We start from the raw sequence: 23,905 nt of genomic DNA, 5'->3' as shown, positions 1-23,905 counted from the left end.
CGCCACCGCACTCCTCCCGCCCTCCCGCCCTCCCGCCCATCTCCCAAGGGACACCGATGTCCGACCTCCGGCCCGGGGCGGCCCCGCCGCCCGAGTCCGCCGACCCCGGCTTCGTCACCTACACGGACGCCCTCCTCCACACCCTGGCACGCGACCCCGCCCTGCCCGTGATCATCTGTCCCGACCGCCGGCAGATCACCGCGGGCGAGCTGCGCGACAGCGTCCACCGGCTCGCCCGCGAGCTGATCGCGCGCGGTGTCCGGCCCGGGCAGACCGTCGCCCTGCTCACGGGCAACACCCCTGAGGCGCTCGTCGCGCGCTACGCGGCCAACCTGGCAGGCGCGCGCGTGACACCCCTGTACGACGGCCTGAACGCCGAGGCCCTGGCGCACTTGGTGGACGTCGCCGACACCGAGCTGCTGCTGGCCGACCCGACCCGGTACGCGGACCTGGACCGGCTGAAGCCGCTCCTGCGCGTACCCGTGTCGGCGACGCTGGGCCCGCACCCGTCCGCCGACGACCTCTGCGCGGCGGCGGCCGGGCAGCCGGCGGAGCCCGTCACCGTGCCCGTCGGCGCCACCGACGACTGGTGCATCCGCCACACCGGCGGCACCACGACCGGGCTGCCGAAGAGCCTCCAGATGAAGCACGGCCCGTACCGCCGCACCCTGGACCACCTGTCCTCCCCCGCCGGCGCTCCGCCCCGCTATCTGGCCTGTACGCCGCTCACGCACATCGCGGGGCTCTGGGCGGACGTCGTGCTCCTCCAGGGCGGATCCGTCGTCCTGCAGCCCGCGTTCGATCCGGGCGAGGTCCTCGCGGCGATCGAGCGCGACCGGGTCACCCGCCTGTTCCTCCTGCCGCCACTCCTGCACCAGCTCCTCGACCATCCCGCGCTGCCCGCGACCGACACCTCCAGCGTCCGGCAGCTCACCTACGGCGGCAGCCCCGCGTCGACGTCCAGGCTGCGGCAGGCCGAAGGCGTCTTCGGCAAGGTGCTGCACAGCTGGTACGGACAGAACGAGACGCTCGGGCTCACCGAGGTGGGCCCCGAGGAACACGACCGCGTCGGCCGCCACGGACAGATCACCGTCGGCCGCGCCATGCCCGGCGTCGAACTCCGCGTCGTCGACCGGCACGGCGACGCCCTCCCGAACGGCGGCGAGGGCGAGATCCACGCGCGCGCCCACAGCGCGATGAGCGGCTACTGGAAGCAGCCCGCACTGACCGCCCGCGTACTCCACGACGGCTGGGTGCGCACCGGCGACATCGGCTACCTCGACGACGACGGCTATCTCTTCCTTGCCGACCGGGGCCACGACATGATCACCGTCGACGGCACACGGATCTGTCCCGGCGAGATCGAGGAGGTGCTGACGGCCCACCCCGCCGTGGTCCAGTGCGCGGTCTTCGGGACGCGTCACGACGACACCTCCGAGCACGTCCACGCCGCCGTCGTGCCCGCCCCGGGTCACCGCACCGACCTCGACGAGCTGCGCCGCCTCGTCGCCGCCCGCGGTCTCCCCGTCCCCCACGCGTTCCACGTCCTGAAGGCCATCCCGCTCAGCACCGTCGGCAAGCCCGACAAGCACGCACTCCGCCGCGCACTCTCCTGACCGGCACAGACAAGCAGATGCGAGACGGGGGAGAGCGGGCGTCATCAGGCCGTGGTCGGCACCGGCCCCGCCCGGGCGACATCACCACACCGGCGGGATCACACGCCAACAGAGCGCGGACGCCCGCCTCACCGGGTCCGGGGGTCGGTGAGGCGGGCGCCCGTGAGGGCTCGGGGCGGGCGGGTGTCAGTGGTGTGCGGCGGGCGCGGGCAGCGCCTCCGGAGCGGGGTCGCTCTTCCCGCCGAGGTGGTTGAAGGCGAGGTTGAGGAGGACGGCGACGACACAGCCCGTGCTGATGCCGGAGTCGAGGACGATGCGGGCGCCCTCGGGGAAGGAGTGGTAGAAGTCCGGGGCCGCGATGGGGATGATGCCGGCGCCCAGGGAGATGGCGACGATGAGGACGTTGTCGCCGCGTTCGAGGGCCGCCCCGGCGAGGGTCTGGATGCCGCTGGCGGCGACGGTGCCGAAGAGGGCGATGCCGACTCCGCCGAGGACGGGCTGGGGGATGAGCGCGACGACGGAGGCGAGGAGGGGGCAGAGGCCGAGCAGGAGGAGGATGCCGCCGGCCGCGGCGACGACGAAGCGGCTGCGGACCTTGGTGATCGCCACGAGACCGACGTTCTGGGCGAAGGCGCTGGCCGCGAAGCCGTTGAACAGCGGGCTGAGGGCGGTGCCGAGGCCGTCGGCGCGGAGCGCGGCGGCGAGGGTCTTCTCGTCGGCGGGCCGCTCGACGATCTCACCGAGGGCGAGGACGTCCGCGGTGGACTCGGTCATCGACACGAGCATCACGATGCACATGGAGATGATCGCCGCGGCCGCGAACTGCGGTGCGCCGAAGTGGAACGGGGTGGGGAGTCCGATGATGTCGGCGTCGCCCACGGAGCTGAAGTCGGCGACACCCAGCGGCAGGGAGATCAGCGTGCCGGCGACGAGGCCCAGCAGGATGGAGATCTGCTTGAGGAACCCCGTCAGGACGCGCCGCAGGACCACGGTGATCAGCAGGGTGGCGGTGGCGAGGCCGATGTACTTGAGGCTGCCGTAGTCCGGTGCCTGCGCGTTGCCGCCCTGCGCCCAGTTGAACGCGACGGGCAGCAGGGAGACACCGATGAGGGTGATGACCGTGCCCGTGACCACGGGCGGGAAGAAGCGGATCAGCTTGCAGAAGAAGGGGGCGAGGAGGAACCCGAAGACGCCGGCGACGATCACGGCTCCGTAGATGACGGGCAGCGCGTCCTCGGGGCCCTCGGCCTTCGCTATCGCGAGCATCGGCGCGACACCGGCGAAGGAGACGCCGTTGACGAACGGGAGCCGCGCCCCGACCTTCCAGAACCCGAGCGTCTGCAGGAGCGTGGCGATGCCGGAGGTGAACAGGCTCGCGCTCATGAGGAACGCGATGTCGGCGGTCGACAGGCCGACGCCGATGCCGACGACCAGCGGAGGCGCGACGACGCCGGCGTACATGGCGGCGACGTGCTGCAGTCCGGCGCTGAACAGCTTCAGCGGGGGCAGCATCTGGTCGACCGGATGCGTGTCGTCCGGTCTCGCGGGTGTGTCGGGGCGGGCATCGGTCCCGGACTCGGTCTTCGTCGGTTCCGGGGCGGAGTGGGATTCCGGCATGGCGTGTCTCCTGGCCGCGGCGGTCTCGTGGGAGCGCGGGCAGCCCTACGGGAGAGCAGGCGTCGGCGACGCACGGCTCTGCGGATGCGGGTGATGACGGGATGCGGAGGATGCGGCACCGGGCGTGCGGCCGAGAGGCCGTCGTGCCTGGGTGACGCGGCCGGAGAGCGGGGAGTGGGTCGCCGGAGAACGGGCGGGAGGGATTCGTGTCCCGTGGTCCCGCGGTTCCCCGGCCGGCTTCCGCGCATCTGTCCGTGATGCGGGTGGTGCCACTCCGTCCGGCGAAGTCGGAACAGTTCCTCACGGTGCGGCGTGGGTGTCAAGAGGCGGGCCGGGCCTGGTTCATGGCCTCGCGGACGTGGTGCCAGAGGTGCAGGTCGATGTGTTCGAGGAAGTCCGCCGCACGGGCCTCCGCGCGGGCGGCCTGACGGGGCGAGCCGCCGGCCGCGCCCTCCCACTGCTGGTAGGCGAGGTGGAGGCGTTCGAGGGCGTGGCCGAGCACCGCGGGGTCGAGCGGCACGATGCGGGTGAGGGCACCCACGTAAGGGGGCCACCAGGTGGTGGCTGCCTCCCTGAGCAGGACGCGGAGCTGGCCGGTCCTGCCGCAGGCGGCGACGAAACAGGCCGGTGGCGGGCAGAGGACCCTCAGGAGCGCGTCCGTCTGGGCGGGGGTGCCCTGCCAGCGGTTCCGGCGTTCGGCGTCCTCCCACTGTCCGCGGGTGAGACCGAGCTCCGTCGCGGTCTCGCTGACGGTGAGTCCGGCGACGGTACGGCACTGGGCGAGGGTGGCGGGCTCGGCGACGAGGTCGACCGGGGAGCACCAGAGCGCCGCCGCGAGGGCCTTCACCTGGGTGCTCTCGGGGGTGGCGGTGCCGGCTTCCCAGGCCTCGACGAGGTCGGGGTGCACGGGTGAACCGCAGTAGGCCGTGACGGCCCAGGCGACCTGGCCGAGCGTCAGGCCGAGCTGGGCGCGGACGGCGGAGGCGCGGGCGGGATCGAAGCGGGGCAGGGCGTACTGATCGTCTGCGGGTGGCATAGCGGGACACCGTAGGGACCATGCCGTTCGCGGCCAAGGGCCGGAACGCTCCGAATGTCGGCCCCGGTGGCCGCCGTCCGGCTCCTTCGTCGGATCTCCTGAGCGAGTGGACCATCGCTGACCTGGCCTTTTATGGGAGAGGTCGGGGCGGCGAAGGGGAAGGAGCGCTGTGGCGACTGTCTGTTCCTCCAGAATTCGACGGGAACTGGCGGCCTCTGTTGGGGGAGTTGACGAGGTTCGGGCCGGGCCATAAAGTCCCGTCCGTCCAGAACGGAAAACTTCTTCCGTCATGCGAAACCTGTGGTGACAGTCGCCCACCCCTTGCGACTCGCCCCATCGGTCATGCTCCCGGTTCGGGCCGTCCCCCGGCACCGGTCACTCTGCCCACACGCCCTCGGCAGCCCGCTGCCCGCGGGCGGTGTCTCAAGGACCTGCCTTGCTGCCCCGCGCCACTGACCACACGTCGCCGACCCCACCCCATCCGGTCGACGAGATCCTTCCCGCCCGCCGCATGCTGCCCGCCGCCCTCCAACACGTGGCGAGCATGTACGCCGGCCTGACCGCACCACCGCTGATCATCGGCAGCGCCCTGGGGCTGACCCCGGCCCAACTCTCCGCCCTCCTGGCCGCGGCGCTGCTGATCGCCGGGCTCGGCACGATCGCCCAGACCCTCGGTGTCTACGGCGTCGGCGCCGGGCTGCCCCTGGTCAACGGCGTCTCGTTCGCCGTCGTGTCACCGGCGCTCGCCGCCGCCGCCACCCAGGGGCGTGACAGCGCACTGCCGGCGATCTTCGGGGCCACCCTCGTGGCCGGAGTCCTCTGCCTCCTGCTCGCTCCCGTCTTCTGCCGGCTGGTCAGGTTCTTCCCACCGGTCGTCAGCGGCTGCGTCATCACCCTGGTCGGCGTCTCCCTGCTGCCGGTCGCCGGCACCTGGGCCCGGGGCGGAGACGCCGAGGCCGCCGGCTTCGGCTCGCCCGCGAACCTGGCACTGGCGGCGGTGACCCTCGTCATCACCCTGACTGTGCACCGCATGCTCTCGGGCCGCTTCCTCGGACGGGTCGCCATCCTCATCGGCATGCTCGCGGGCACCCTGATCGCCGTCCCGCTGGGCAAGGTCGACCTCGAACCCCTCGCCCACGCACCCCTGTTCGCCCTGCCCACGCCCTTCGGCTTCGGCGCTCCGCAGTTCGTTCCGACCGTGATCGCCACCGCCGCGGTGGTGATGATCGTGTCGATGATGGAGTCCACGGCCGCGCTGCTGGCGCTGGGCGCGGTCGCCGAACGGCCGGTCCAGGACCGGACCATCGCCGGCAGCCTCCGCGCCCTCGGCCTCGCCACGGTCCTTGGCGGCGTCCTCGGCTCGTTCACCACCACGTCGTACGCGCAGAACGTCGGCCTGGTCTCCCTCAGCAGGATCCGCAGCCGCTACGTCGTCACGCTCTGCGGCGCCATCCTCGTCCTGATGGGCTTCGTGCCCGTCCTGGGCTCACTGGTCGCCCTCGTCCCGCTGCCCGTCCTCGGCGGCGCGGCCGTGGTCTTCTTCGGCTCCGTCGCCGTCACGGGCATCCGTACCCTCACCAAGGCGGCCCTCGGCACCGGCCACAACGCCCTGATCGTCTCCGTCACCCTCGCCTTCGGTCTCTTCCCCGTCCTCGACCCCGACTTCTACGCCCGCCTCCCCGCCCCGGTGGCGACCGTGCTCGGCTCGGGGATCACCGCCGGCTGCCTGGTCGCGGTCCTCCTCAACTACCTCCTGAACCACCTGGGCCGCGGCACCGAGGCCGACCCCGACGCGATCTCCGCGGAACAGGTCACGGCCCTCGACACCGCGGACACCGTCCTCGGGGCGAGACCCTCCGCCGGCTGGACGCCCTTCCAGCCCTCCACCCGCCCGCCCGGCACCCCAGACCACGGCCGCGGCCCCGGCGCCACGGCACAGCCCGCCCCGGCCTGGCCCTACATGACCGGCTCCCCGTCCGCCACCGACCCCGGCCGGCACCGGCCGGCAGAGGTCCCGACCCCGCCCCACGGACCGCACGAGGTCCCGGCCCCACCCCTCCCGCAGCACGAGGTCCCGGCCCCGCCCCACCCCCCGGCCGCTCACGGAGGCTCGCCCCAGCCCGCCGTCGCCGAGAACGCGGTCTTCCCCGGCCCGCTCCACCCTCTCCACCCACGGCACACCGGCCCCGATCACCCCCGGGACCAGCGCGGTGCGGAGGCCGACCCCTGGCAGCACCCGCAGCCCCCCTCCGCGCCCGGCGCCAGTCACTAGAGACGACCTCTCCCCGCCTCCCCGCAGGGCCTGACATCGCACGGGCCCGGCGGAGAGGCGACGCCGGCCCACCGGAACACCGCGGGAATCGCCACCGGGTAACCCGCACCCACCGATTCCCCGGCGACAAGACGAGGTAGACCCGATGACCACCGTTTCCGCCGCCCGCCACCACCTGCACGGCTCCCCCGGCGGCGGCACGTCCCGCCCCGGCCCCGACGAGAGAATCGCCCAGGTCGTGGCCGAGGCTCTCGGACCCGCCCGGACGGTGCTCGACTCGGACTCGCTGCCCGGCCCCGGTACCAGCCGACTCCCCTTCGGCGACGGGACGTTCGACGCGGCGATGATGCTCTGCAACGCCCGCCGCGTCTCCGACACCCTCTCCCGGCTCCGCGAACTGCGCCGCGTGACCCGGGGCCCCGTCGTGCTCCTCGCCACCGACCCCGCACGCGTCCGCGGCTTCTGGCTGAACCGCTACGCCCCCGAGGTCCTGGCCGTCGAGGCCCGCCGCCACCCGCCGATCGCCGACCTGACCACAGCCCTCGGGGGATCCGCAGAGACACGGAGCGTCCCCATCCCCCTCGACTGCACCGACACCTTCGACGAGGCGTACTACGGACGACCCGAGAAGCTCCTGGACCCGGCGGCCCGCCAAGCGGGGTCGGCCTGGAGCTTCGTCGACGACCGCGTCCGCGAGGAGTTCGACACGAACCTGCGCAGCGAACTCCGCTCGGGCGAGTGGGACGAGCGCTTCGGCCACCTCCGCGGCCGCCCCGTCTACGAGGGATCACTGGTGGTAGTCCGCGCCACCCCCTGACGTTCCCCGGCCCCTTCGGTCAGCCGACGCTCACGCGGACACAGAGGCTTGGACAACTACGAAGCCCCAGGCCGCTGACCTGGGGCTTCGTAAGAAGAGCGGATGACGGGAATCGAACCCGCGCTATAAGCTTGGGAAGCTCATGTTCTACCATTAAACTACATCCGCATTGCGGCCGAATGAGCCGGTCGCATCGTTGCACACTGTACCCCATGCGCCACTGGTGGCGTACTTCGCCTCTCTTCCGTGCGTCGGAGTGCCGCGTGGAGGGTGTCCTGTTGATCCCCTAATGTGGCTGTCTCGTCCAGCATGTGTGTAGGGGAAGGGACTTGATGGGTTCCGTGGAGCGCACCGTCGTCCGCTGTGCCGAAGGGCACGTGTTCAGTACCGCCTCGTTCCCGCTTCAGCAGCTCGGTGCCGGGCGGATCGGGCCCGGGCGGCTCGTCCGGTGTCCCCGGTGCGCGCGGTTGAGGCACGCGGTGCCGGTGGAGGCTCAGCAGCGCTGACCTGGGCAGGTGGGCGGGGCGTGGGCCGGTCCCGATTGGGGAGGTCCGCGCCCTCTGCGTATCGTGGGGGCGTGCTTCTCTCAGACAAGGACATCCGGGCCGAGATCGATGCCGGGCGGGTTCGCATCGACCCGTACGACGAATCCATGGTGCAGCCGTCCAGCATCGACGTGCGTCTCGACCGCTTCTTCCGGGTGTTCGAGAACCACCGCTACCCGCACATCGACCCCGCCACCGAGCAGCTCGATCTGACGCGCGAGGTGGAGCCGGAGGGCGACGAGGCGTTCATCCTCCACCCGGGCGAGTTCGTGCTCGCCTCGACCTACGAGGTCATCACCCTGCCGGACGACATCGCGTCGCGCCTGGAGGGGAAGAGCTCCCTCGGGCGGCTCGGGCTCGTCACGCACTCGACGGCCGGGTTCATCGACCCGGGCTTCTCGGGGCACGTGACGCTGGAGCTGTCGAACCTCGCGACCCTCCCCATCAAGCTGTGGCCGGGGATGAAGATCGGGCAGCTGTGCATGTTCCGGCTGAGCTCGCCCGCCGAGTTCCCGTACGGCAGCGAGCGGTACGGCTCCCGGTACCAGGGGCAGCGCGGGCCGACGGCCTCCCGCTCGTACATGAACTTCCATCGGACCCAGGTGTGAGGCGGTAGCGGACATGAGTGAAGTACGCGAGAACCTGACGTACGAGGGCTTCGGGACCGCCGTCCGCGAGCTGGCGCAGACCATCGCCGACGACGGCTACGAGCCCGACATCGTCCTCTCCATCGCCCGCGGCGGCGTCTTCGTCGCCGGCGGTCTGGCCTACGCGCTCGACTGCAAGAACATCCACCTCGTGAACGTGGAGTTCTACACGGGTGTGGGGACCACGCTGGAGATGCCGGTCATGCTGGCGCCCGTCCCGGACGCGATCGACTTCTCCGACAAGAAGGTCCTGATCACGGACGACGTCGCCGACACCGGCAAGACGCTCAAGCTCGTCCACGACTTCTGCGTCGACCACGTCGCCGAGGTCCGCTCCGCCGTCATCTACGAGAAGTCCCACTCCCTCGTGAAGTGCGAGTACGTCTGGAAGAAGACGGACGAGTGGATCAACTTCCCCTGGTCGGTCGAGCCGCCCGTCGTGAAGCGCGAGGGTCAGGTCCTCGACGCCTGAGCGCCTGAGCGCCGACCCCGACAGCCCCTGATACGCGAAGGAGCCCCCTCCGGGAGGGGGCTCCTTCGCGTATCAGGGCTATCGGGGTTCTTACAGGGTGCCCAGCTTGATCAGGCTCAGGAGGGCCGCCAGCTGGATCGCCGAGGCGCCGAGGGCCTTGGGCCAGGGGAGGTCGTGCGAGCGGCTGACCATCAGGGTGAAGAGGGCGCCGGCGGCGAGCCAGGTGGCCCAGCCGATGACCTGGACCAGGCCGTTCTCGCCGCCCAGGAAGAGGGCGAAGAGGAGACGGGGGGCGTCCGTGAGGGACATGATCAGCATGGAGAGGCCGACCGTCGGCTGCCACGCGCCGTCGCCGCCGAGCTGGCGGGCGAGGGTGTGGGTGACCGCGCCCAGGATCAGGCCGCCGAGGACGAAGCCGACGCCGGTCATCAGGACGTACGGGATCGTGGTGGACAGCGTCGCGTTCAGCACCTCCTCGCGGGCCCGGTCGAAGCCGAAGATCGCCAGCAGGCCGTAGAGGAAGGTGACGATCAGCGCCGGGCCCCAGACCGCGTGGTCGCGCATGCGGAGGAAGGTGTCCGCCGGGCGCAGCACGATGCCGCTCAGCAGGGGCTTCCAGCGGAGGCGCGGGCCGACGGGGGCCGGGGGAGCCTGGTAGCCGCCCTGCGGGCCGTAGGGGTCGTCGACGCTGAACATCTGGGTGTGGCCCGGGTTGTTCGCCGTCGCCGCGTGGGGGTGCTGCGCGTGCGGGTCGCCGAAGTACTCGGGCTCCCCGTACGGCTGCTGCTGTGGCGGCTGTTGCTGCCACTGCTGCTGCGGGTACGCCTGCGGAGGCGTCGCGTTGTACCCGTGCGGCGCCTGCTGCGGTCGATGCTGTTGCGGGGGGCGGTTGTCCCGGCCGCGTCCGTTCCTGAATCCAGCCACGTCATTGAACGTACCCGTTCGAGCGGCGGACCCGCTCCTTCGGTGCCGAGCTGTGACATCCCCTAGGGGTCGCCGTCCGATCGCGCGGCCGTTGTTACAAAACGGACGTATCACCTCAATATGTAGTCCGTAGCTTCGGTGAGGTCAGCAGCGAAACCCCTGATGGAGTTCTCCATGCTTCTCAACCGTCGTACCCGCCGTACCCACCTCCTCCGCACCGCCGCCGTCGCCACCGGCACCTCGGTCGCCCTCCTCCTCCCGGCCGCCGCCGCCTTCGCCGAGGACGCGCCGCAGCCGGTCGCGGGACAGGAGGAGTACGGCTCCGTCTCCGACTGGCCGCTGGCCGACGGGTCCACCGCCCTGGTGCGGCAGACCGGCGAGGGCTCGTACAGCGCCGACATCGTGGGCCGGGACGGGGTGCTGATCGGCAGCCTGACCAGTACGGGAGGGCAGCCCGCGTACGCGGAGAACAACGGGCTCCACATCGTGCTCCAGCCCGACGGGACCGTGAGCAGCTGGAGGGAGGACGTCCCCGCGCCCGTCCCCACCCCGAAGCCGAAGCCGAAGCCCGAGCCGAAGCCGAAGCCGGCCCCCCACCCCAAGCCCGCGCCCAAGCCGGCTCCCAAGCCCGCCCCGCAGCACCGGAAGGCGCAGGCCAGGCTCGCCGACGGCACCGTCGCCACCTTCATCGCGCACGCCCCGAACGGGCCCCGCGTCCAGGTCGCGCGCCCCGACGGCAAGCGCGTCGCCACCGTCGACCCGAAGCACCTCACCGTCCAGCACCGCGGCTGGACCTACAAGCTCGCCGTGCAGCCCGGCAAGCACCAGTACCGCTTCGTCGTCGTGGACACCCCGAAGCGGGGCGGCAACAGCTGGGTCTACGACCTGAAGGGCGGGCTCGTCGCCACTCACCACGCCCAGAAGCCCGTGAAGCGGTAGAGCACGCGAGAGCACGCGAGAGCACGCGAGAAAGGGCCGCCCCACCGTTCCCGGTGGTGCGGCCCTTCCGTCACGCGTCGCGCCTTACGCGGCCGGCTCGGGCTCCGGCTCGTCCGCGGGCTCCGGCTCCGGGTCGACCGGCGTCTTCACCGATTCGAGCAGCAGCTGGGCCACGTCCACGACCTGGAGGCTCTCCTTCGCCTTGCCGTCGTTCTTCTTGCCGTTCACGGAGTCCGTGAGCATGACGAGGCAGAACGGGCAGGCGGTGGAGACGATGTCCGGGTTGAGGGACAGGGCCTCGTCGACGCGCTCGGTGTTGATGCGCTTGCCGATCCGCTCCTCCATCCACATCCGCGCGCCGCCGGCGCCGCAGCAGAAGCCGCGCTCCTTGTGGCGGTGCATCTCCTGCTGACGCAGGCCGGGGACGGCCGACATGATCTCGCGCGGGGGCGTGTAGACCTTGTTGTGGCGGCCCAGGTAGCACGGGTCGTGGTAGGTGATCAGGCCGTCGACCGGGGTCACCGGGATCAGCCTGCCCTCGTCGATGAGGTGCTGGAGCAGCTGGGTGTGGTGGATGACCTCGTACTCGCCGCCGAGCTGCGGGTACTCGTTGGCGATGGTGTTGAAGCAGTGCGGGCAGGTCGAGACGATCTTCTTCGCCGACTTCGGCTTCTTCGTCTCCGGGTCGTCGTCGTCCTCGCCGAACGCCATGTTCAGCATCGCGACGTTCTCCTGGCCGAGCTGCTGGAAGAGCGGCTCGTTGCCCAGGCGGCGCGGGGAGTCACCGGTGCACTTCTCGTCGCCGCCCATGATCGCGAACTTGACGCCCGCGATGTGCAGCAGCTCGGCGAAGGCCCTGGTGGTCTTCTTGGCGCGGTCCTCCAGGGCGCCGGCGCAGCCGACCCAGTAGAGGTAGTCGACCTCGGAGAGGTCCTCGATGTCCTTGCCGACGATCGGGACCTCGAAGTCGACCTCCTTGGTCCACTCGACGCGCGCCTTCTTGGCGAGACCCCAGGGGTTGCCCTTCTTCTCCAGGTTCTTCAGCATCGTGCCGGCCTCCGACGGGAAGGCGGACTCGATCATCACCTGGTAGCGGCGCATGTCGACGATGTGGTCGATGTGCTCGATGTCGACCGGGCACTGCTCGACGCAGGCGCCGCAGGTGGTGCAGGACCACAGGACGTCGGGGTCGATGACGCCGTTCTCCTCGGCGGTGCCGATGAGGGGGCGCTCGGCCTCGGCGAGGGCCGAGGCGGGCACGTCCTTCAGGGCCTCGGCCGACGCCTTCTCGTTGCCCTCCATGTCCTTGCCGCCGCCCGCGAGCAGGTACGGCGCCTTGGCGTGCGCGTGGTCGCGCAGCGACATGATGAGGAGCTTGGGGGAGAGCGGCTTGCCGGTGTTCCAGGCGGGGCACTGCGACTGGCAGCGGCCGCACTCGGTGCAGGTGGAGAAGTCGAGGAGGCCCTTCCAGGAGAACTGCTCGACCTGGGAGACGCCGTAGACGTCGTCCTCGCCCGGGTCCTCGAAGTCGATCGGCTTGCCGCCGGTCGTCATCGGCTGGAGCGCGCCGAGCGCGGTCTCGCCGGTGGCGTTGCGCTTGAACCAGATGTTCGGGAAGCCGAGGAAGCGGTGCCAGGCGACGCCCATGTTGGTGTTCAGCGAGACCACGATCATCCAGATGAACGAGGTGCTGATCTTCACCATGGCGGTGAAGTAGATGAGCGTCTGGAGGGTGGAGAGGGAGAGGCCCTTGAAGAGCAGGACGAGCGGGTACGAGGCGAAGTACGCGGCCTCGTAGTGCTCGACGTGGTGGATCGCGCCCTCCAGGCCGCGGAGCACGTAGATCGCGAGGCCGATGGTGAGGATCACGTACTCGACGAAGTACGCCTGGCCGGCCTTGGAGCCGGCGAAGCGGGACTTGCGGCCGGCCCGGCCGGGGAGGCTCAGCAGGCGGATCACGATCAGGGCGGCGATGCCGAGGATCGTCATGACGCCGATGAACTCGATGTAGAGCTCGAACGGCAGGAAGCCGCCGATGACCGGCAGGGTCCAGTCGGCCTGGAAGAGCTGGCCGAAGGCCTGCGCGAGGGTCGGCGGGAGGGTCAGGAAGCCGACCGCGACGAACCAGTGCGCGAAGCCGACGATGCCCCAGCGGTTCATCCGGGTGTGGCCCAGGAACTCCCGGACCAGGGTGACGCTGCGCTGGTAGGGGTTGTCCGTACGGGTACCGGCCGGGACCGGCTGGCCCAGCTTGAAGTACGCGACGAACTGGCCGATGGCGCGAGCGAGCAGGGCAACGCCGACCACGGTCAGCGTCAGCGACACGATGATCGCGGCGAGTTGCATGACGGGCTCCTCGGGCGGGCCTGGGGCGCGGCGGGGGCGGCCGGTGCTCGCCGTACCCTCACTCTCGCCTTGAGCCTACTAAGCGGTAACTTAATTAGTCCGTGCTGAGATTACCGGTCCGGGCGCCCCACTTGTAGCGGCCCTCGCGGTGATCTGTGTCGCTCAGGCAAGCCTTGCCGGACGGGCGGAGGCGCGCCGCAGGCGACGTCGGCGGACTGCTGGAAGCGTACGCGCCAGAACGGCCAGGTCCATGCCGAGCCAGTGGTGGTCCACATAGTGGAGGTCGAGCAGCTCGCGCTCCTCCCAGGGCAGGTCGGAGCGGTCGCTGATCTGCCAGGGTCCGGTCAGTCCCGGGCGTACGGAGAGCCGGCGGCGGGTCTCGCCGGCGCACTCCCGGTGGGTGGGGGAGAGCGGGCAGGGGCCGACGAGCGACATCTCGCCCCGGACGACGTGCAGCAGCAGCGGCAGCGCGGCCAGCGGACTGCGGGTGCGGAAGGTCAGCATGGTGAAGGGGCGGCCGTCCAGGCCCGCCACCGTGCGGCGGCGCAGCAGCGGGGCGCCGCCCGGGGGCGGGGCCGCCAGGGTGAGCGTGAGGGCGACGGCGGCGAGCAGCGGCGAGAGTGCCAGCAGCAGGGCCGCGCCCCCCAGCAGGTCGAAGGCGCGCTTGAGGCCCGTCCCGCGGCGCGGAGGGCGGGTGACGTGTGGGCGGCTGTGCTGGGTGTGCTGCGTACGGTTCGCCGTCATGCCCCGGACCCCTCCGGCTGAGATCATGGGATGTTCGTGGAATATGCCCGCTTTGCCCGACACGGGGCATCAGGACTCTCCCATTTCCCGCCTCCCGCGTCAGGGAGCGACGCGCTTCTCGCGTCTCTTTGAGTGATCGGGCCGACGAAGAGTTGAGTCACCTCGACTCAGGTCTGTTGACGTCGGCCATCCCGTCGTGCATCCTTGAGTCAGTTCCACTCAAGTCAGTCAGCTGGAGGAATCGAAATGGCACGTGCGGTCGGCATCGACCTGGGCACGACTAACTCCGTCGTCAGCGTTCTGGAAGGCGGCGAGCCCACCGTCATCACGAACGCGGAGGGCGCCAGGACCACGCCGTCCGTCGTCGCCTTCGCGAAGAACGGCGAGGTGCTCGTCGGCGAGGTGGCCAAGCGCCAGGCCGTCACCAACGTCGACAGGACCATCCGGTCGGTCAAGCGCCACATGGGCACCGACTGGAAGATCGAGATCGACGGCAAGAGCTTCAACCCGCAGCAGATGAGCGCCTTCATCCTGCAGAAGCTGAAGCGCGACGCCGAGGCGTACCTGGGCGAGAAGGTCGTCGACGCGGTCATCACCGTCCCGGCGTACTTCAACGACTCCGAGCGCCAGGCCACCAAGGAGGCCGGTGAGATCGCGGGCCTCAACGTCCTGCGCATCGTCAACGAGCCGACCGCGGCCGCCCTGGCCTACGGCCTCGACAAGGACGACCAGACGATCCTCGTCTTCGACCTCGGTGGCGGCACCTTCGACGTGTCCCTCCTGGAGATCGGCGACGGCGTCGTCGAGGTGAAGGCCACCAACGGCGACAACCACCTCGGTGGCGACGACTGGGACCAGCGCGTCGTCGACTACCTGGTGACCCAGTTCAAGAACGGTCACGGCGTCGACCTGGCGCTCGACAAGATGGCCCTCCAGCGCCTCCGCGAGGCCGCCGAGAAGGCCAAGATCGAGCTCTCCTCCTCGACCGAGACCTCCATCAACCTGCCCTACATCACGGCCTCCGCCGAGGGCCCGCTGCACCTGGACGAGAAGCTCACGCGCGCCCAGTTCCAGCAGCTCACCTCGGACCTGCTGGAGCGCTGCAAGGTCCCGTTCCACAACGTCATCAAGGACGCGGGCATCGCCCTCTCCGAGATCGACCACGTGGTCCTGGTCGGCGGCTCGACCCGCATGCCCGCCGTCGCCGAGCTCGTCAAGGAGCTGACCGGTGGCAACGAGGCCAACAAGGGCGTGAACCCGGACGAGGTCGTCGCCATCGGCGCCGCGCTCCAGGCCGGTGTCCTCAAGGGCGAGGTCAAGGACGTCCTGCTCCTCGACGTCACCCCGCTGTCCCTCGGCATCGAGACCAAGGGCGGCATCATGACCAAGCTCATCGAGCGCAACACCACGATCCCGACCAAGCGGTCCGAGATCTTCACGACGGCCGAGGACAACCAGCCGTCCGTGCAGATCCAGGTCTACCAGGGCGAGCGCGAGATCGCGGCGTACAACAAGAAGCTCGGCATGTTCGAGCTGACCGGCCTCCCGCCGGCCCCGCGCGGCGTCCCGCAGATCGAGGTCGCCTTCGACATCGACGCCAACGGCATCATGCACGTGACCGCGAAGGACCTGGGCACGGGCAAGGAGCAGAAGATGACCGTCACCGGCGGCTCCTCGCTGCCGAAGGACGAGGTCGACCGGATGCGCCAGGAGGCCGAGCAGTACGCGGACGAGGACCACCGCCGCCGCGAGGCCGCCGAGTCCCGCAACCAGGGCGAGCAGCTCGTCTACCAGACCGAGAAGTTCCTCAAGGACAACGAGGACAAGGTCCCGGGCGACGTGAAGTCCGAGGTCGAGGCCGCTCTCGTCGAGCTGAAGGAGAAGCTCAAGGGCGAGGACGCCGCCGAGATCCGCACCGCCACCGAGAAGGTCGCCGCCGTCTCGCAGAAGCTCGGCCAGGCGATGTACGCGGACGCCCAGGCCGCCCAGGCCGGCGCCCCCGCCGGTGAGGCCAAGGCCGACGACGACGTGGTCGACGCCGAGATCGTCGACGACGAGCCCAAGAAGGACGGTCAGGCGTGAGCGAGGAGACCCCGGGCTTCGAGGAGAAGCCCGACGTCCCCTCCGGCGACGCCGCCGCCGAGGCCGCCGAGTCCACCGAGGACACGGCGGCCCCGGCCGGGGACGCGAACAGCACGCCGGCGGCCGACGCCGGCCTCACCGCCGCCCTGGACCAGGCCCGCGCCTCGCTCTCCGAGCGCACCGCGGACCTCCAGCGGCTCCAGGCCGAGTACCAGAACTACCGGCGACGGGTCGAGCGGGACCGGGTCACGGTCAAGGAGATCGCCGTGGCGAGCCTCCTGTCCGACCTGCTCCCGGTCCTCGACGACGTCGGCCGGGCCCGGGACCACGGCGAGCTCCTCGGCGGCTTCAAGTCGGTCGCCGAATCGCTGGAGACCGTCGTCGCCAAGATGGGGCTCCAGCAGTTCGGCAAGGAGGGCGAGCCCTTCGACCCGACGATCCACGAGGCCCTGATGCACTCGTACGCGCCGGACGTCACCGAGACGACCTGCGTCGCGATCCTGCAGCCGGGGTACCGGATCGGGGAGCGGACCATCCGGCCCGCCCGCGTGGCCGTCGCCGAGCCCCAGCCCGGGGCGCAGGGCAAGGCCGAGGAGTCGGACGACTCCTCGGAGCAGGACAGCGAGTAACAGCCGTACCCGCGCGCGGGAGGAGGGACGTCGATGAGCACGAAGGACTTCGTCGAGAAGGACTACTACAAGGTCCTCGGCGTCCCCAAGGACGCCACCGAGGCCGAGATCAAGAAGGCCTACCGGAAGCTCGCCCGGGAGAACCATCCGGACGCCAACAAGGGCGACACCAAGGCGGAGGAGCGCTTCAAGGAGATCTCCGAGGCGAACGACGTCCTCGGTGACCCCAAGAAGCGCAAGGAGTACGACGAGGCGCGCGCCCTCTTCGGGAACGGCGGCCTCAGGGCCGGCGGTCCCGGGGGCGGCGGCTCGTTCAACTTCGACCTGGGGGACCTCTTCGGCGGCGGTGCACAGGGCGGCGCCGGCGGCTTCGCCGGCGGCGGCGGGGGCGGAATCGGGGACGTCTTCGGCGGTCTGTTCAACCGCGGCGGCGGTACGGGTGCCCGCACCCAGCCCCGCCGCGGACAGGACATCGAGTCCGAGGTGACGCTCAGCTTCACCGAGGCCATCGAGGGCGCCACGGTGCCGCTGCGCATGTCCAGCCAGCAGCCGTGCACGGCCTGTTCGGGCACCGGCGACACGAACGGCACCCCCCGGGTGTGCCCGACCTGCGTCGGCACCGGCCAGGTCTCGCGCGGCAGCGGCGGCGGCTTCTCGCTGACCGACCCGTGCGTGGACTGCAAGGGCCGCGGCCTGATCGCCGAGAACCCCTGCGAGATCTGCAAGGGCTCCGGCCGGGCCAAGTCCTCGCGGACCATGCAGGTCCGCATCCCGGCGGGCGTCTCCGACGGCCAGAAGATCCGGCTGCGCGGCAAGGGCGCCCCGGGCGAGCGCGGCGGGCCCCACGGCGACCTGTTCGTCGTCGTGCACGTCGACGCCCACCCGGTCTTCGGCCGCAAGGACGACAACCTCACCATCACCGTGCCGGTCTCCTACCCGGAGGCGGCGCTCGGCGGTGACATCAAGGTGCCGACCCTCGGCGGTCCCGCGGTCACCCTCAAGCTGCCCGCCGGCACGCCGAACGGCCGGACCATGCGCGCCCGCGGCAAGGGCGCGGTCCGCAAGGACGGCACCCGCGGCGACCTGCTGGTGACGGTGGAGGTCGCGGTGCCCAGGGAGCTGGACGACAAGGCCCGCGAGGCCCTGGAGCAGTACCGGACGGCGACCGCCGACGCGGACCCCAGGGCGGAGCTGTTCCAGGCGGCGAAGGGAGCGTGACGCGGTGGACGGACGCAGACGCAATCCGTACGAACTGACCGACGAGACCCCGGTGTACGTCATCTCGGTGGCGGCCCAGCTGTCGGGGCTGCATCCGCAGACCCTGCGCCAGTACGACCGCCTGGGTCTCGTCTCACCGGACCGTACGGCCGGCCGCGGCCGCCGCTACTCGGCCCGCGACATCGAACTGCTCCGCCAGGTGCAGCAGTTGTCGCAGGACGAGGGCATCAATCTGGCCGGGATCAAGCGCATCATCGAGCTGGAGAACCAGGTCGCGGCGCTCCAGGCCCGGATCGCCGAGCTCTCGACCGCCGTCGAGGGCGCGGCCGCCGCGATGCGGCAGCGCGAGGCCCAGGTGCACGCCTCCTACCGGCGCGATCTGGTCCCGTACACCGACGTGCAGCAGGCGAGCGCGCTGGTGGTCTGGCGCCCGGCGCCGAAGCGCGGCGAATAGCGCACAGGAGCGAGGGCCCCTCCCCGGACGGGGAGGGGCCCTCGCTCCGTGTTCAGATCAGCTCGCCGATGATGTCCCCGAGCGTCTCCCACCAGGGCGAGGCGCCGGTGCCGAACGCGGCGGCCAGCGCGGTGCCGACGGCGAGGTCGAGCGGGGTGGGCTCGACGCCCTCCTCCCACTCGTCGATCACCCGCCCGTCACCGCTGGAGCTCATCAGGCCGAGCGGCTTCCCGTCCCGGCTGAGCCGGCTCTCCCCGTACGAGCAGGGCACGAGCCGGTACCGCCGGCCACCGGCGCGGACGTCCACCCGGTACGAGCGCCGCAGCAGCCGGCCCCGGGCCGGGCGGATCGACGCCGGGGCGCCGTCGACGGTGAGCGTCAGCAGGCCGGCCTTCCGGGTGCCGATCGGCGTGTGCTCGTCGGCCGGTGTCCCGGCCGCCCGGACGAGCTCCACGACGGGCAGCCCGTCGCCGGAGACCGTCAGGGTGCCGGCGGGGCCGTCGAGTGTGATGTGTGCGTGCACGGTGGTCAGTTGTCCCGTTCGAGAATGCCGGACCGGGCGATCAGGTAGCCGAGCTGCGCCCGGCTCCCGCTCCCCAGCGTGGCCGCGAGCTTGGCGATGTGCGCCCGGCAGGTCCGCACGTTCATCCCGAGGCGGCGGGCGATGGCCTCGTCGACGTGGCCCTCGACGAGGAGCTTGGCGATGGAGAGCTGGATGCCGGTGACTCCTTCCACGGAGAGGGTGTAGGGGACCTCGGCCTCCCAGGGGACGCCGTAGAGCCAGAACTGGTCGAAGACGCCGACGAGATAGCGGACGAGCCCTTCGTGGCGGAGCTCCAGGGCGACCCGGCGGTCGGTCCTGGCGGGCACGAAGGCGACCTTGCGGTCCACGACGATCAGCCGGTCGATGATCTCTTCCAGCGTGCGGACCTCCAGGCCGTAGGGGCCGATCCGCTCGACGTACCCCATGGTGGCGGAGTGGTGCCGCGCGGTGTGCTGGTAGAGGGTGCGCATCCGGATGCCGCGCTCCAGCAGGGGTTCCACCCGGCGCAGTCCGTCCTGGACGACCTCGGGCTTGCGGCCGCTGCCGGGCTGGATGGTGAGGAGTTCCTCGCTGCACTCGTCCAGGACGCGGTCGAGGGTGTCGTTGATGGCGTCGAGCCCCTCCAGGACGGTGATGGCCTGGACGGCGGAGGGGTCGGGAGTGCTGATCGACATGAACGGCTCGAACGCGTCGGCCAACGACAGTGCCCGCTGCCGCTGTTGCTGGATCTCCTGCTCGATGGGGTGGACCAGCTTGTTCAGCGCGACCGACGGGGGCACCGGGCGGAGCCAGCGCACATCGTCGGGATCCGTGCGGACGAGGGCCAGTTCGATCAGGCACGGATCGCCGGCGAGGTCCTCGCGGGCTATTCGGCCTGCGCGGAGAGCGGCGGCGTACCGGGCTTTTCCGGCATCGCACGGCTCCCCCGGGGGATGGTCGGTGGCCATTTCCTCCCGCATTGACACCATGTGAACCCCCCTCAGGGTCTTGAATTACAGGAACATGATGCCTGGCGGTGGTGGCAGAAGGGATCGGTGTGAGTCATCGTCTTAAAGGCGGGGGAGGTAGTGATTAAAAGAGGTGGAGATCGGCCATGACCAGGATGGTTCGTGCACTTGGCGCCATAGCTTTCGCTGCCGCGGCTGCTGTCGGTGTCTTCGCCCTCAACGGCGAACCGACGTGGGACGCTCCGCCCGCGCACATCGCCGCGGCTTCGGGCGAGCCGACGTGGGACTTCGCTCCGCTCGGTGGGCGGGAGCCCACGTGGGACGCCGCCCCGGTCGGTGAGACCGAGCCGACGTGGGACTTCGCCCTCGGCGAGCCCACGTGGGACGTCGCCCCGGCCGGCGAGCGGGAGCCCACATGGGACTCGGCGCCGCTGGACCTCGGCGCATGACCGTCCCTCCGGACGACCGGGTCTTCCGCAGGGAGATGGCTTCGGCCTACCGGTCCGGCTGGCACTTCGTCGATCTCGTCACGGCCATCCCCCACCGTGGCGACTCGCTGAAGGTCACCCTGTTCGGAGAACCTGTGGTCGTCGCACGGGAGCAGGACGAGGACGTCAGGGCCTACCGGTGCCTCAGGCGCCCGAGGGGCGCGCCGCAGCCCATCCGCTGCGCCGTCCGGTACGGCATGATCTTCGTCAATCTCGACCAGCGGGACCACCAGCTGATCGAGCCCGAGACCCTCACCGCCACCCCCCGCAGTGCCTGAGCGATGCCCCCGTCGTTCTAGATCGCTCAGGTGCTTCCCCCACACAACGGCGCCATCGCGGACCTGAAACGCGATGGCGCCGTTGTGCTGTCCCGGTGCGGTGCTCTCAGGCGCGGCCCATCGCCCGGGTGAGGGCGATCTCGATGACGACCCGGTCCGGGTTGGGCGCCGGCGTACGGCCGTAGCGGTCCGCGTAGCGGGCCACCGCGTCGGCGACCGTGTCCGCCTCCGTACGGATGCGGGCGACGCCCTCCAGGGTGGCCCAGCGCCCCTTGTCGACCTGGCAGACCGCGACCCGCGCCCCCTCCGGGCCGGCCGCGAGCACGTTCGCGACCTTCCGGCTGTGCTTGTTGGTGATGACCCGGGCCAGCCCGTTCTCGGGGTCGTACGTGACGCCGACGGCCACCACGTGCGGGGTGCCGTCCGGGCGCGGGGTGGTCAGCGTGCTCATGTGGTACTCGCGCCAGAAGCTGAGATACGAGTCCGTGGGGTTCCTCGGGTCAGTCGCCATGCCCGGAAACTACCGCCGTCGCACCTGCCTCCGATACCTTGAGCGGAATAGACTCAACTTTATGTACGCTGTATGAGTCAGTACAGACGAGGACCCAGAGGACCACCGCCCAGGAGGAGAACCCGCACGTGGACGCAGAACTGACCAACAGGAGCCGGGACGCGCTGAACGCGGCCAGCAGCCGCGCCGTGTCCCAGGGGCACGCCGACCTGACCCCGTCGCACCTTCTGCTGGCCCTGCTGACAGGTCAGGACAACGAGAACATCGTCGACCTCCTCGCCGCCGTCGAGGCCGACCAGGCCGTCGTCCGCGCCGGCGCGGAGCGGCTGCTCGCCGCCCTGCCCAGCGTGACCGGCGCGACCGTCGCGCCCCCGCAGCCCAACCGCGAGCTGCTCGCCGTCATCGCCGACGCCGCCGACCGCGCCAAGAAGCTCGGCGACGAGTTCCTGTCCACGGAGCACCTGCTCATCGGCCTCGCCGCCAAGGGCGGGCAGGCCGGCCAGGTCCTGGACCAGCAGGGCGCGACCGCCCGCAGGCTCCAGGACGCCTTCGAGAAGGCCCGGGGAGGCCGCCGCGTGACCACCGCCGACCCGGAGGGCTCGTACAAGGCCCTGGAGAAGTTCGGCACCGACTTCACCGCCGCCGCCCGCGAGGGCAAGCTCGACCCGGTGATCGGCCGCGACCACGAGATCCGCCGCGTGGTGCAGGTGCTCTCCCGGCGCACCAAGAACAACCCGGTCCTCATCGGCGAGCCCGGCGTCGGTAAGACCGCCGTCGTCGAGGGCCTCGCCCAGCGGATCGTGAAGGGCGACGTCCCCGAGTCCCTGCGGAACAAGCGCCTGGTCTCCCTCGACCTCGGCGCGATGGTCGCCGGCGCCAAGTACCGCGGCGAGTTCGAGGAGCGGCTGAAGACCGTCCTCTCCGAGATCAAGGAGAGCGACGGGCAGATCATCACCTTCATCGACGAGCTGCACACCGTCGTCGGCGCGGGCGCGGGCGGCGACTCCGCCATGGACGCCGGCAACATGCTCAAGCCCATGCTGGCCCGCGGCGAGCTCCGCATGGTCGGCGCCACCACCCTCGACGAGTACCGCGAGCGCATCGAGAAGGACCCCGCCCTGGAGCGCCGCTTCCAGCAGGTCCTCGTCGCGGAGCCGTCCGTCGAGGACACCGTCGCCATCCTCCGCGGCCTCAAGGGACGCTACGAGGCCCACCACAAGGTGCAGATCAACGACTCCGCGCTGGTGGCCGCCGCGACCCTCTCCGACCGGTACATCACCTCCCGCTTCCTCCCCGACAAGGCCATCGACCTCGTCGACGAGGCCGCCTCCCGGCTCCGCATGGAGATCGACTCCTCCCCGGTCGAGATCGACGAGCTCCAGCGCTCCGTCGACCGGCTCCGCATGGAGGAGCTGGCCCTCGCCAAGGAGACCGACCCGGCCAGCGTCCAGCGCCTGGAGAAGCTCCGCCGCGACCTCGCCGACCGCGAGGAGGAGCTGCGCGGCCTCACCGCCCGCTGGGAGAAGGAGAAGCAGTCCCTCAACCGGGTCGGCGAGCTGAAGGAAGGCCTCGACGAGGCCCGCGGCCGCGCCGAGCGCGCCCAGCGCGACGGCGACTTCGACACCGCCTCCAAGCTGCTCTACGGCGAGATCCCCACCCTGGAGCGCGAGCTGGCCGAGGCCACCGAGGCCGAGCGCGAGGTCCAGAAGGACACCATGGTCAAGGAGGAGGTCGGACCGGACGACATCGCCGACGTCGTCGGCGCCTGGACCGGCATCCCCGCCGGCCGCCTCCTGGAGGGCGAGACGCAGAAGCTGCTCCGCATGGAGGACGAGCTGGGCCGCCGCCTCATCGGCCAGAGCGAGGCCGTCCGGGCCGTCTCCGACGCGGTGCGCCGCACCCGCGCCGGGATCGCCGACCCCGACCGCCCCACCGGCTCCTTCCTCTTCCTCGGCCCCACCGGCGTCGGCAAGACCGAGCTGGCGAAGGCGCTCGCCGACTTCCTCTTCGACGACGAGCGGGCCATGGTCCGCATCGACATGTCGGAGTACGGCGAGAAGCACTCCGTCGCCCGTCTGGTCGGCGCGCCCCCCGGCTACGTCGGCTACGAGGAGGGCGGCCAGCTCACCGAGGCCGTCCGCCGCCGCCCGTACAGCGTCGTGCTCCTCGACGAGGTCGAGAAGGCGCACCCGGAGGTCTTCGACGTCCTGCTCCAGGTCCTCGACGACGGCCGGCTCACCGACGGCCAGGGCCGCACGGTCGACTTCCGCAACACGATCCTGATCCTGACCTCGAACCTGGGCAGCCCGTACCTGGTCGATCCGCACACCTCCGAGGCGGAGAAGCGGGACCGGGTCCTGGAGGTCGTCCGGGCCAGCTTCAAGCCCGAGTTCCTGAACCGCCTCGACGACCTCGTGGTCTTCTCCGCGCTCGACCGCGCCGAGCTGGGCCGCATCGCGCGCCTCCAGATCGACCGGCTCGCCAGGCGGCTCGCCGACCGCCGGCTCACCCTGGAGGTCACCCCGGAGGCCCTGGAGTGGCTGGCGGAGGAGGGGAACGACCCCGCGTACGGCGCCCGCCCGCTGCGCCGCCTCATCCAGACGGCCATCGGCGACCGGCTCGCCAGGGAGATCCTGGCCGGCGAGGTCCGCGACGGCGACACCGTCCGCGTGGACCGCTTCGAGGACGGCCTGATCGTCGGCGCGGCGCGGTAGGCCGGGGCACGGATCGAGTCAGCCCGCAGCGGATCTCCCCCGGCGGGGCTTGCCACGGACGGGCT

21 protein-coding genes and 1 tRNA gene are annotated in these 23,905 nt (G+C 71.1%); 13 read left to right on the top strand and 9 right to left on the bottom strand.

The window, feature by feature from the left end; all coding sequences use genetic code 11:
- Positions 1–56: 56 nt before the first annotated feature.
- A complete protein-coding gene (locus tag ACFYT9_RS03565; protein ID WP_389160693.1) occupies positions 57–1,616 on the top strand; it encodes a class I adenylate-forming enzyme family protein in 1,560 nt (519 codons plus the stop codon).
- A gap of 186 nt (positions 1,617–1,802) precedes the next feature.
- Here the strand turns inward: ACFYT9_RS03565 and ACFYT9_RS03560 are convergent, their stop codons facing one another.
- Both ACFYT9_RS03560 and ACFYT9_RS03555 read right to left on the bottom strand, forming a co-directional pair.
- Complete coding sequence (locus ACFYT9_RS03560) at positions 1,803–3,233, bottom strand: nucleobase:cation symporter-2 family protein (protein ID WP_389160691.1); 1,431 nt, start codon at positions 3,231–3,233, stop codon at positions 1,803–1,805.
- A gap of 319 nt (positions 3,234–3,552) precedes the next feature.
- Entirely contained in the window at positions 3,553–4,269 is a 717-nt protein-coding gene (locus tag ACFYT9_RS03555) for a helix-turn-helix domain-containing protein (protein ID WP_389160689.1), read from the bottom strand.
- A 436-nt stretch (positions 4,270–4,705) separates the two neighbouring features.
- On the opposite strand from ACFYT9_RS03555, the gene ACFYT9_RS03550 reads away from it, so the two are divergent.
- Together ACFYT9_RS03550 and ACFYT9_RS03545 are read left to right on the top strand one after the other, a co-directional pair.
- On the top strand, positions 4,706–6,541 hold the full coding sequence (locus ACFYT9_RS03550; protein WP_389160687.1) for a solute carrier family 23 protein: 1,836 nt from the start codon (positions 4,706–4,708) through the stop codon (positions 6,539–6,541).
- Positions 6,542–6,686: 145 nt separating this feature from the next.
- Entirely contained in the window at positions 6,687–7,358 is a 672-nt protein-coding gene (locus tag ACFYT9_RS03545) for an SAM-dependent methyltransferase (RefSeq protein WP_389160685.1), read from the top strand.
- Between the two features lie 97 nt (positions 7,359–7,455).
- Here ACFYT9_RS03545 and ACFYT9_RS03540 read toward each other — a convergent pair.
- Positions 7,456–7,526: transfer RNA gene (locus ACFYT9_RS03540), tRNA-Gly, on the bottom strand.
- Positions 7,527–7,935: 409 nt separating this feature from the next.
- On the opposite strand from ACFYT9_RS03540, the gene dcd reads away from it, so the two are divergent.
- Positions 7,936–8,511 (top strand): dCTP deaminase, encoded by a 576-nt coding sequence (gene dcd / locus ACFYT9_RS03535; protein ID WP_362104232.1) that lies wholly within the window; start codon positions 7,936–7,938, stop codon positions 8,509–8,511.
- A gap of 13 nt (positions 8,512–8,524) precedes the next feature.
- Positions 8,525–9,022 (top strand): phosphoribosyltransferase, encoded by a 498-nt coding sequence (locus ACFYT9_RS03530; protein ID WP_024755952.1) that lies wholly within the window; start codon positions 8,525–8,527, stop codon positions 9,020–9,022.
- A 90-nt stretch (positions 9,023–9,112) separates the two neighbouring features.
- Here the strand turns inward: ACFYT9_RS03530 and ACFYT9_RS03525 are convergent, their stop codons facing one another.
- Positions 9,113–9,946 (bottom strand): Yip1 family protein, encoded by an 834-nt coding sequence (locus tag ACFYT9_RS03525; protein WP_376605994.1) that lies wholly within the window; start codon positions 9,944–9,946, stop codon positions 9,113–9,115.
- Positions 9,947–10,120: 174 nt separating this feature from the next.
- Here ACFYT9_RS03525 and ACFYT9_RS03520 point away from each other — a divergent pair, with 174 nt between their 5' ends.
- The gene (locus ACFYT9_RS03520; protein WP_389160683.1) at positions 10,121–10,885 is read left to right on the top strand and encodes a hypothetical protein; all 765 of its coding nucleotides are present in this window, start codon (positions 10,121–10,123) and stop codon (positions 10,883–10,885) included.
- Positions 10,886–10,969: 84 nt separating this feature from the next.
- Here ACFYT9_RS03520 and ACFYT9_RS03515 read toward each other — a convergent pair whose 3' ends face one another.
- Together ACFYT9_RS03515 and ACFYT9_RS03510 are read right to left on the bottom strand one after the other, a co-directional pair.
- Positions 10,970–13,231, bottom strand: coding sequence for a (Fe-S)-binding protein (locus ACFYT9_RS03515; RefSeq protein WP_387273556.1), 2,262 nt, complete (start codon positions 13,229–13,231; stop codon positions 10,970–10,972).
- A 162-nt stretch (positions 13,232–13,393) separates the two neighbouring features.
- The gene (locus tag ACFYT9_RS03510) at positions 13,394–13,975 is read right to left on the bottom strand and encodes a sugar transferase (protein WP_389160681.1); all 582 of its coding nucleotides are present in this window, start codon (positions 13,973–13,975) and stop codon (positions 13,394–13,396) included.
- Positions 13,976–14,221: 246 nt separating this feature from the next.
- On the opposite strand from ACFYT9_RS03510, the gene dnaK reads away from it, so the two are divergent.
- Genes dnaK through ACFYT9_RS03490 form a run of 4 tightly spaced genes read left to right on the top strand, consistent with a single transcriptional unit; the run spans position 14,222 to position 18,358 of the window.
- Positions 14,222–16,057, top strand: a complete 1,836-nt coding sequence (gene dnaK / locus ACFYT9_RS03505) for a molecular chaperone DnaK (RefSeq protein WP_376604322.1) — start codon at positions 14,222–14,224, stop codon at positions 16,055–16,057.
- Positions 16,054–16,686 (top strand): nucleotide exchange factor GrpE, encoded by a 633-nt coding sequence (gene grpE, locus ACFYT9_RS03500; protein WP_387273552.1) that lies wholly within the window; start codon positions 16,054–16,056, stop codon positions 16,684–16,686. The genes dnaK and grpE overlap by 4 nt, the downstream gene beginning before the upstream one ends.
- 33 nt (positions 16,687–16,719) lie before the next feature.
- Positions 16,720–17,904: a molecular chaperone DnaJ gene (gene dnaJ / locus ACFYT9_RS03495; RefSeq protein ID WP_389160679.1), complete on the top strand. Its 1,185-nt coding sequence runs from the start codon at positions 16,720–16,722 to the stop codon at positions 17,902–17,904.
- Positions 17,905–17,908: 4 nt separating this feature from the next.
- The gene (locus ACFYT9_RS03490; RefSeq protein ID WP_376605791.1) at positions 17,909–18,358 is read left to right on the top strand and encodes a heat shock protein transcriptional repressor HspR; all 450 of its coding nucleotides are present in this window, start codon (positions 17,909–17,911) and stop codon (positions 18,356–18,358) included.
- 52 nt (positions 18,359–18,410) lie between these two features.
- Here the strand turns inward: ACFYT9_RS03490 and ACFYT9_RS03485 are convergent, their stop codons facing one another.
- Positions 18,411–18,881 carry a hypothetical protein gene (locus ACFYT9_RS03485; protein WP_387275081.1) on the bottom strand — a complete coding sequence of 157 codons (471 nt, stop codon included), beginning with the start codon at positions 18,879–18,881 and terminating at the stop codon, positions 18,411–18,413.
- Between the two features lie 5 nt (positions 18,882–18,886).
- Entirely contained in the window at positions 18,887–19,849 is a 963-nt protein-coding gene (locus ACFYT9_RS03480) for a helix-turn-helix transcriptional regulator (protein WP_389160676.1), read from the bottom strand.
- Between the two features lie 146 nt (positions 19,850–19,995).
- Here ACFYT9_RS03480 and ACFYT9_RS03475 point away from each other — a divergent pair, with 146 nt between their 5' ends.
- The gene (locus ACFYT9_RS03475; RefSeq protein WP_376601167.1) at positions 19,996–20,298 is read left to right on the top strand and encodes a hypothetical protein; all 303 of its coding nucleotides are present in this window, start codon (positions 19,996–19,998) and stop codon (positions 20,296–20,298) included.
- Positions 20,295–20,615 (top strand): (2Fe-2S)-binding protein, encoded by a 321-nt coding sequence (locus tag ACFYT9_RS03470; RefSeq protein ID WP_376601168.1) that lies wholly within the window; start codon positions 20,295–20,297, stop codon positions 20,613–20,615. The genes ACFYT9_RS03475 and ACFYT9_RS03470 overlap by 4 nt, the downstream gene beginning before the upstream one ends.
- A gap of 106 nt (positions 20,616–20,721) precedes the next feature.
- On the opposite strand, the gene ACFYT9_RS03465 is transcribed toward ACFYT9_RS03470, so the two are convergent.
- Positions 20,722–21,126 carry a pyridoxamine 5'-phosphate oxidase family protein gene (locus ACFYT9_RS03465; protein WP_376601170.1) on the bottom strand — a complete coding sequence of 135 codons (405 nt, stop codon included), beginning with the start codon at positions 21,124–21,126 and terminating at the stop codon, positions 20,722–20,724.
- Between the two features lie 128 nt (positions 21,127–21,254).
- Here ACFYT9_RS03465 and clpB point away from each other — a divergent pair, with 128 nt between their 5' ends.
- Positions 21,255–23,840 (top strand): ATP-dependent chaperone ClpB, encoded by a 2,586-nt coding sequence (clpB, locus tag ACFYT9_RS03460; RefSeq protein WP_389160674.1) that lies wholly within the window; start codon positions 21,255–21,257, stop codon positions 23,838–23,840.
- Positions 23,841–23,905: the final 65 nt, after the last annotated feature.

Origin of the sequence: Streptomyces sp. NPDC004435 (assembly GCF_042873895.1) — a bacterium.
Lineage (GTDB): Bacteria > Actinomycetota > Actinomycetes > Streptomycetales > Streptomycetaceae > Streptomyces.
This window is presented reverse-complemented; position numbering and strand designations above follow the sequence as displayed.

Excerpts from the sequence above, each read along its gene's own strand:
- ACFYT9_RS03515 (WP_387273556.1), bottom strand. The coding sequence starts at position 13,231 with ATGCAACTCGCCGCGATCATCGTGTCGCTGACGCTGACCGTGGTCGGC.
- ACFYT9_RS03480 (WP_389160676.1), bottom strand. The coding sequence starts at position 19,849 with ATGGCCACCGACCATCCCCCGGGGGAGCCGTGCGATGCCGGAAAAGCC.
- ACFYT9_RS03565 (WP_389160693.1), top strand. The coding sequence starts at position 57 with ATGTCCGACCTCCGGCCCGGGGCGGCCCCGCCGCCCGAGTCCGCCGAC.
- ACFYT9_RS03465 (WP_376601170.1), bottom strand. The coding sequence starts at position 21,126 with ATGGCGACTGACCCGAGGAACCCCACGGACTCGTATCTCAGCTTCTGG.
- ACFYT9_RS03475 (WP_376601167.1), top strand. The coding sequence starts at position 19,996 with ATGACCAGGATGGTTCGTGCACTTGGCGCCATAGCTTTCGCTGCCGCG.
- ACFYT9_RS03560 (WP_389160691.1), bottom strand. The coding sequence starts at position 3,233 with ATGCCGGAATCCCACTCCGCCCCGGAACCGACGAAGACCGAGTCCGGG.
- ACFYT9_RS03470 (WP_376601168.1), top strand. The coding sequence starts at position 20,295 with ATGACCGTCCCTCCGGACGACCGGGTCTTCCGCAGGGAGATGGCTTCG.
- ACFYT9_RS03510 (WP_389160681.1), bottom strand. The coding sequence starts at position 13,975 with ATGACGGCGAACCGTACGCAGCACACCCAGCACAGCCGCCCACACGTC.
- dnaJ (WP_389160679.1), top strand. The coding sequence starts at position 16,720 with ATGAGCACGAAGGACTTCGTCGAGAAGGACTACTACAAGGTCCTCGGC.
- ACFYT9_RS03555 (WP_389160689.1), bottom strand. The coding sequence starts at position 4,269 with ATGCCACCCGCAGACGATCAGTACGCCCTGCCCCGCTTCGATCCCGCC.
- ACFYT9_RS03520 (WP_389160683.1), top strand. The coding sequence starts at position 10,121 with ATGCTTCTCAACCGTCGTACCCGCCGTACCCACCTCCTCCGCACCGCC.
- ACFYT9_RS03530 (WP_024755952.1), top strand. The coding sequence starts at position 8,525 with ATGAGTGAAGTACGCGAGAACCTGACGTACGAGGGCTTCGGGACCGCC.
- dnaK (WP_376604322.1), top strand. The coding sequence starts at position 14,222 with ATGGCACGTGCGGTCGGCATCGACCTGGGCACGACTAACTCCGTCGTC.
- ACFYT9_RS03545 (WP_389160685.1), top strand. The coding sequence starts at position 6,687 with ATGACCACCGTTTCCGCCGCCCGCCACCACCTGCACGGCTCCCCCGGC.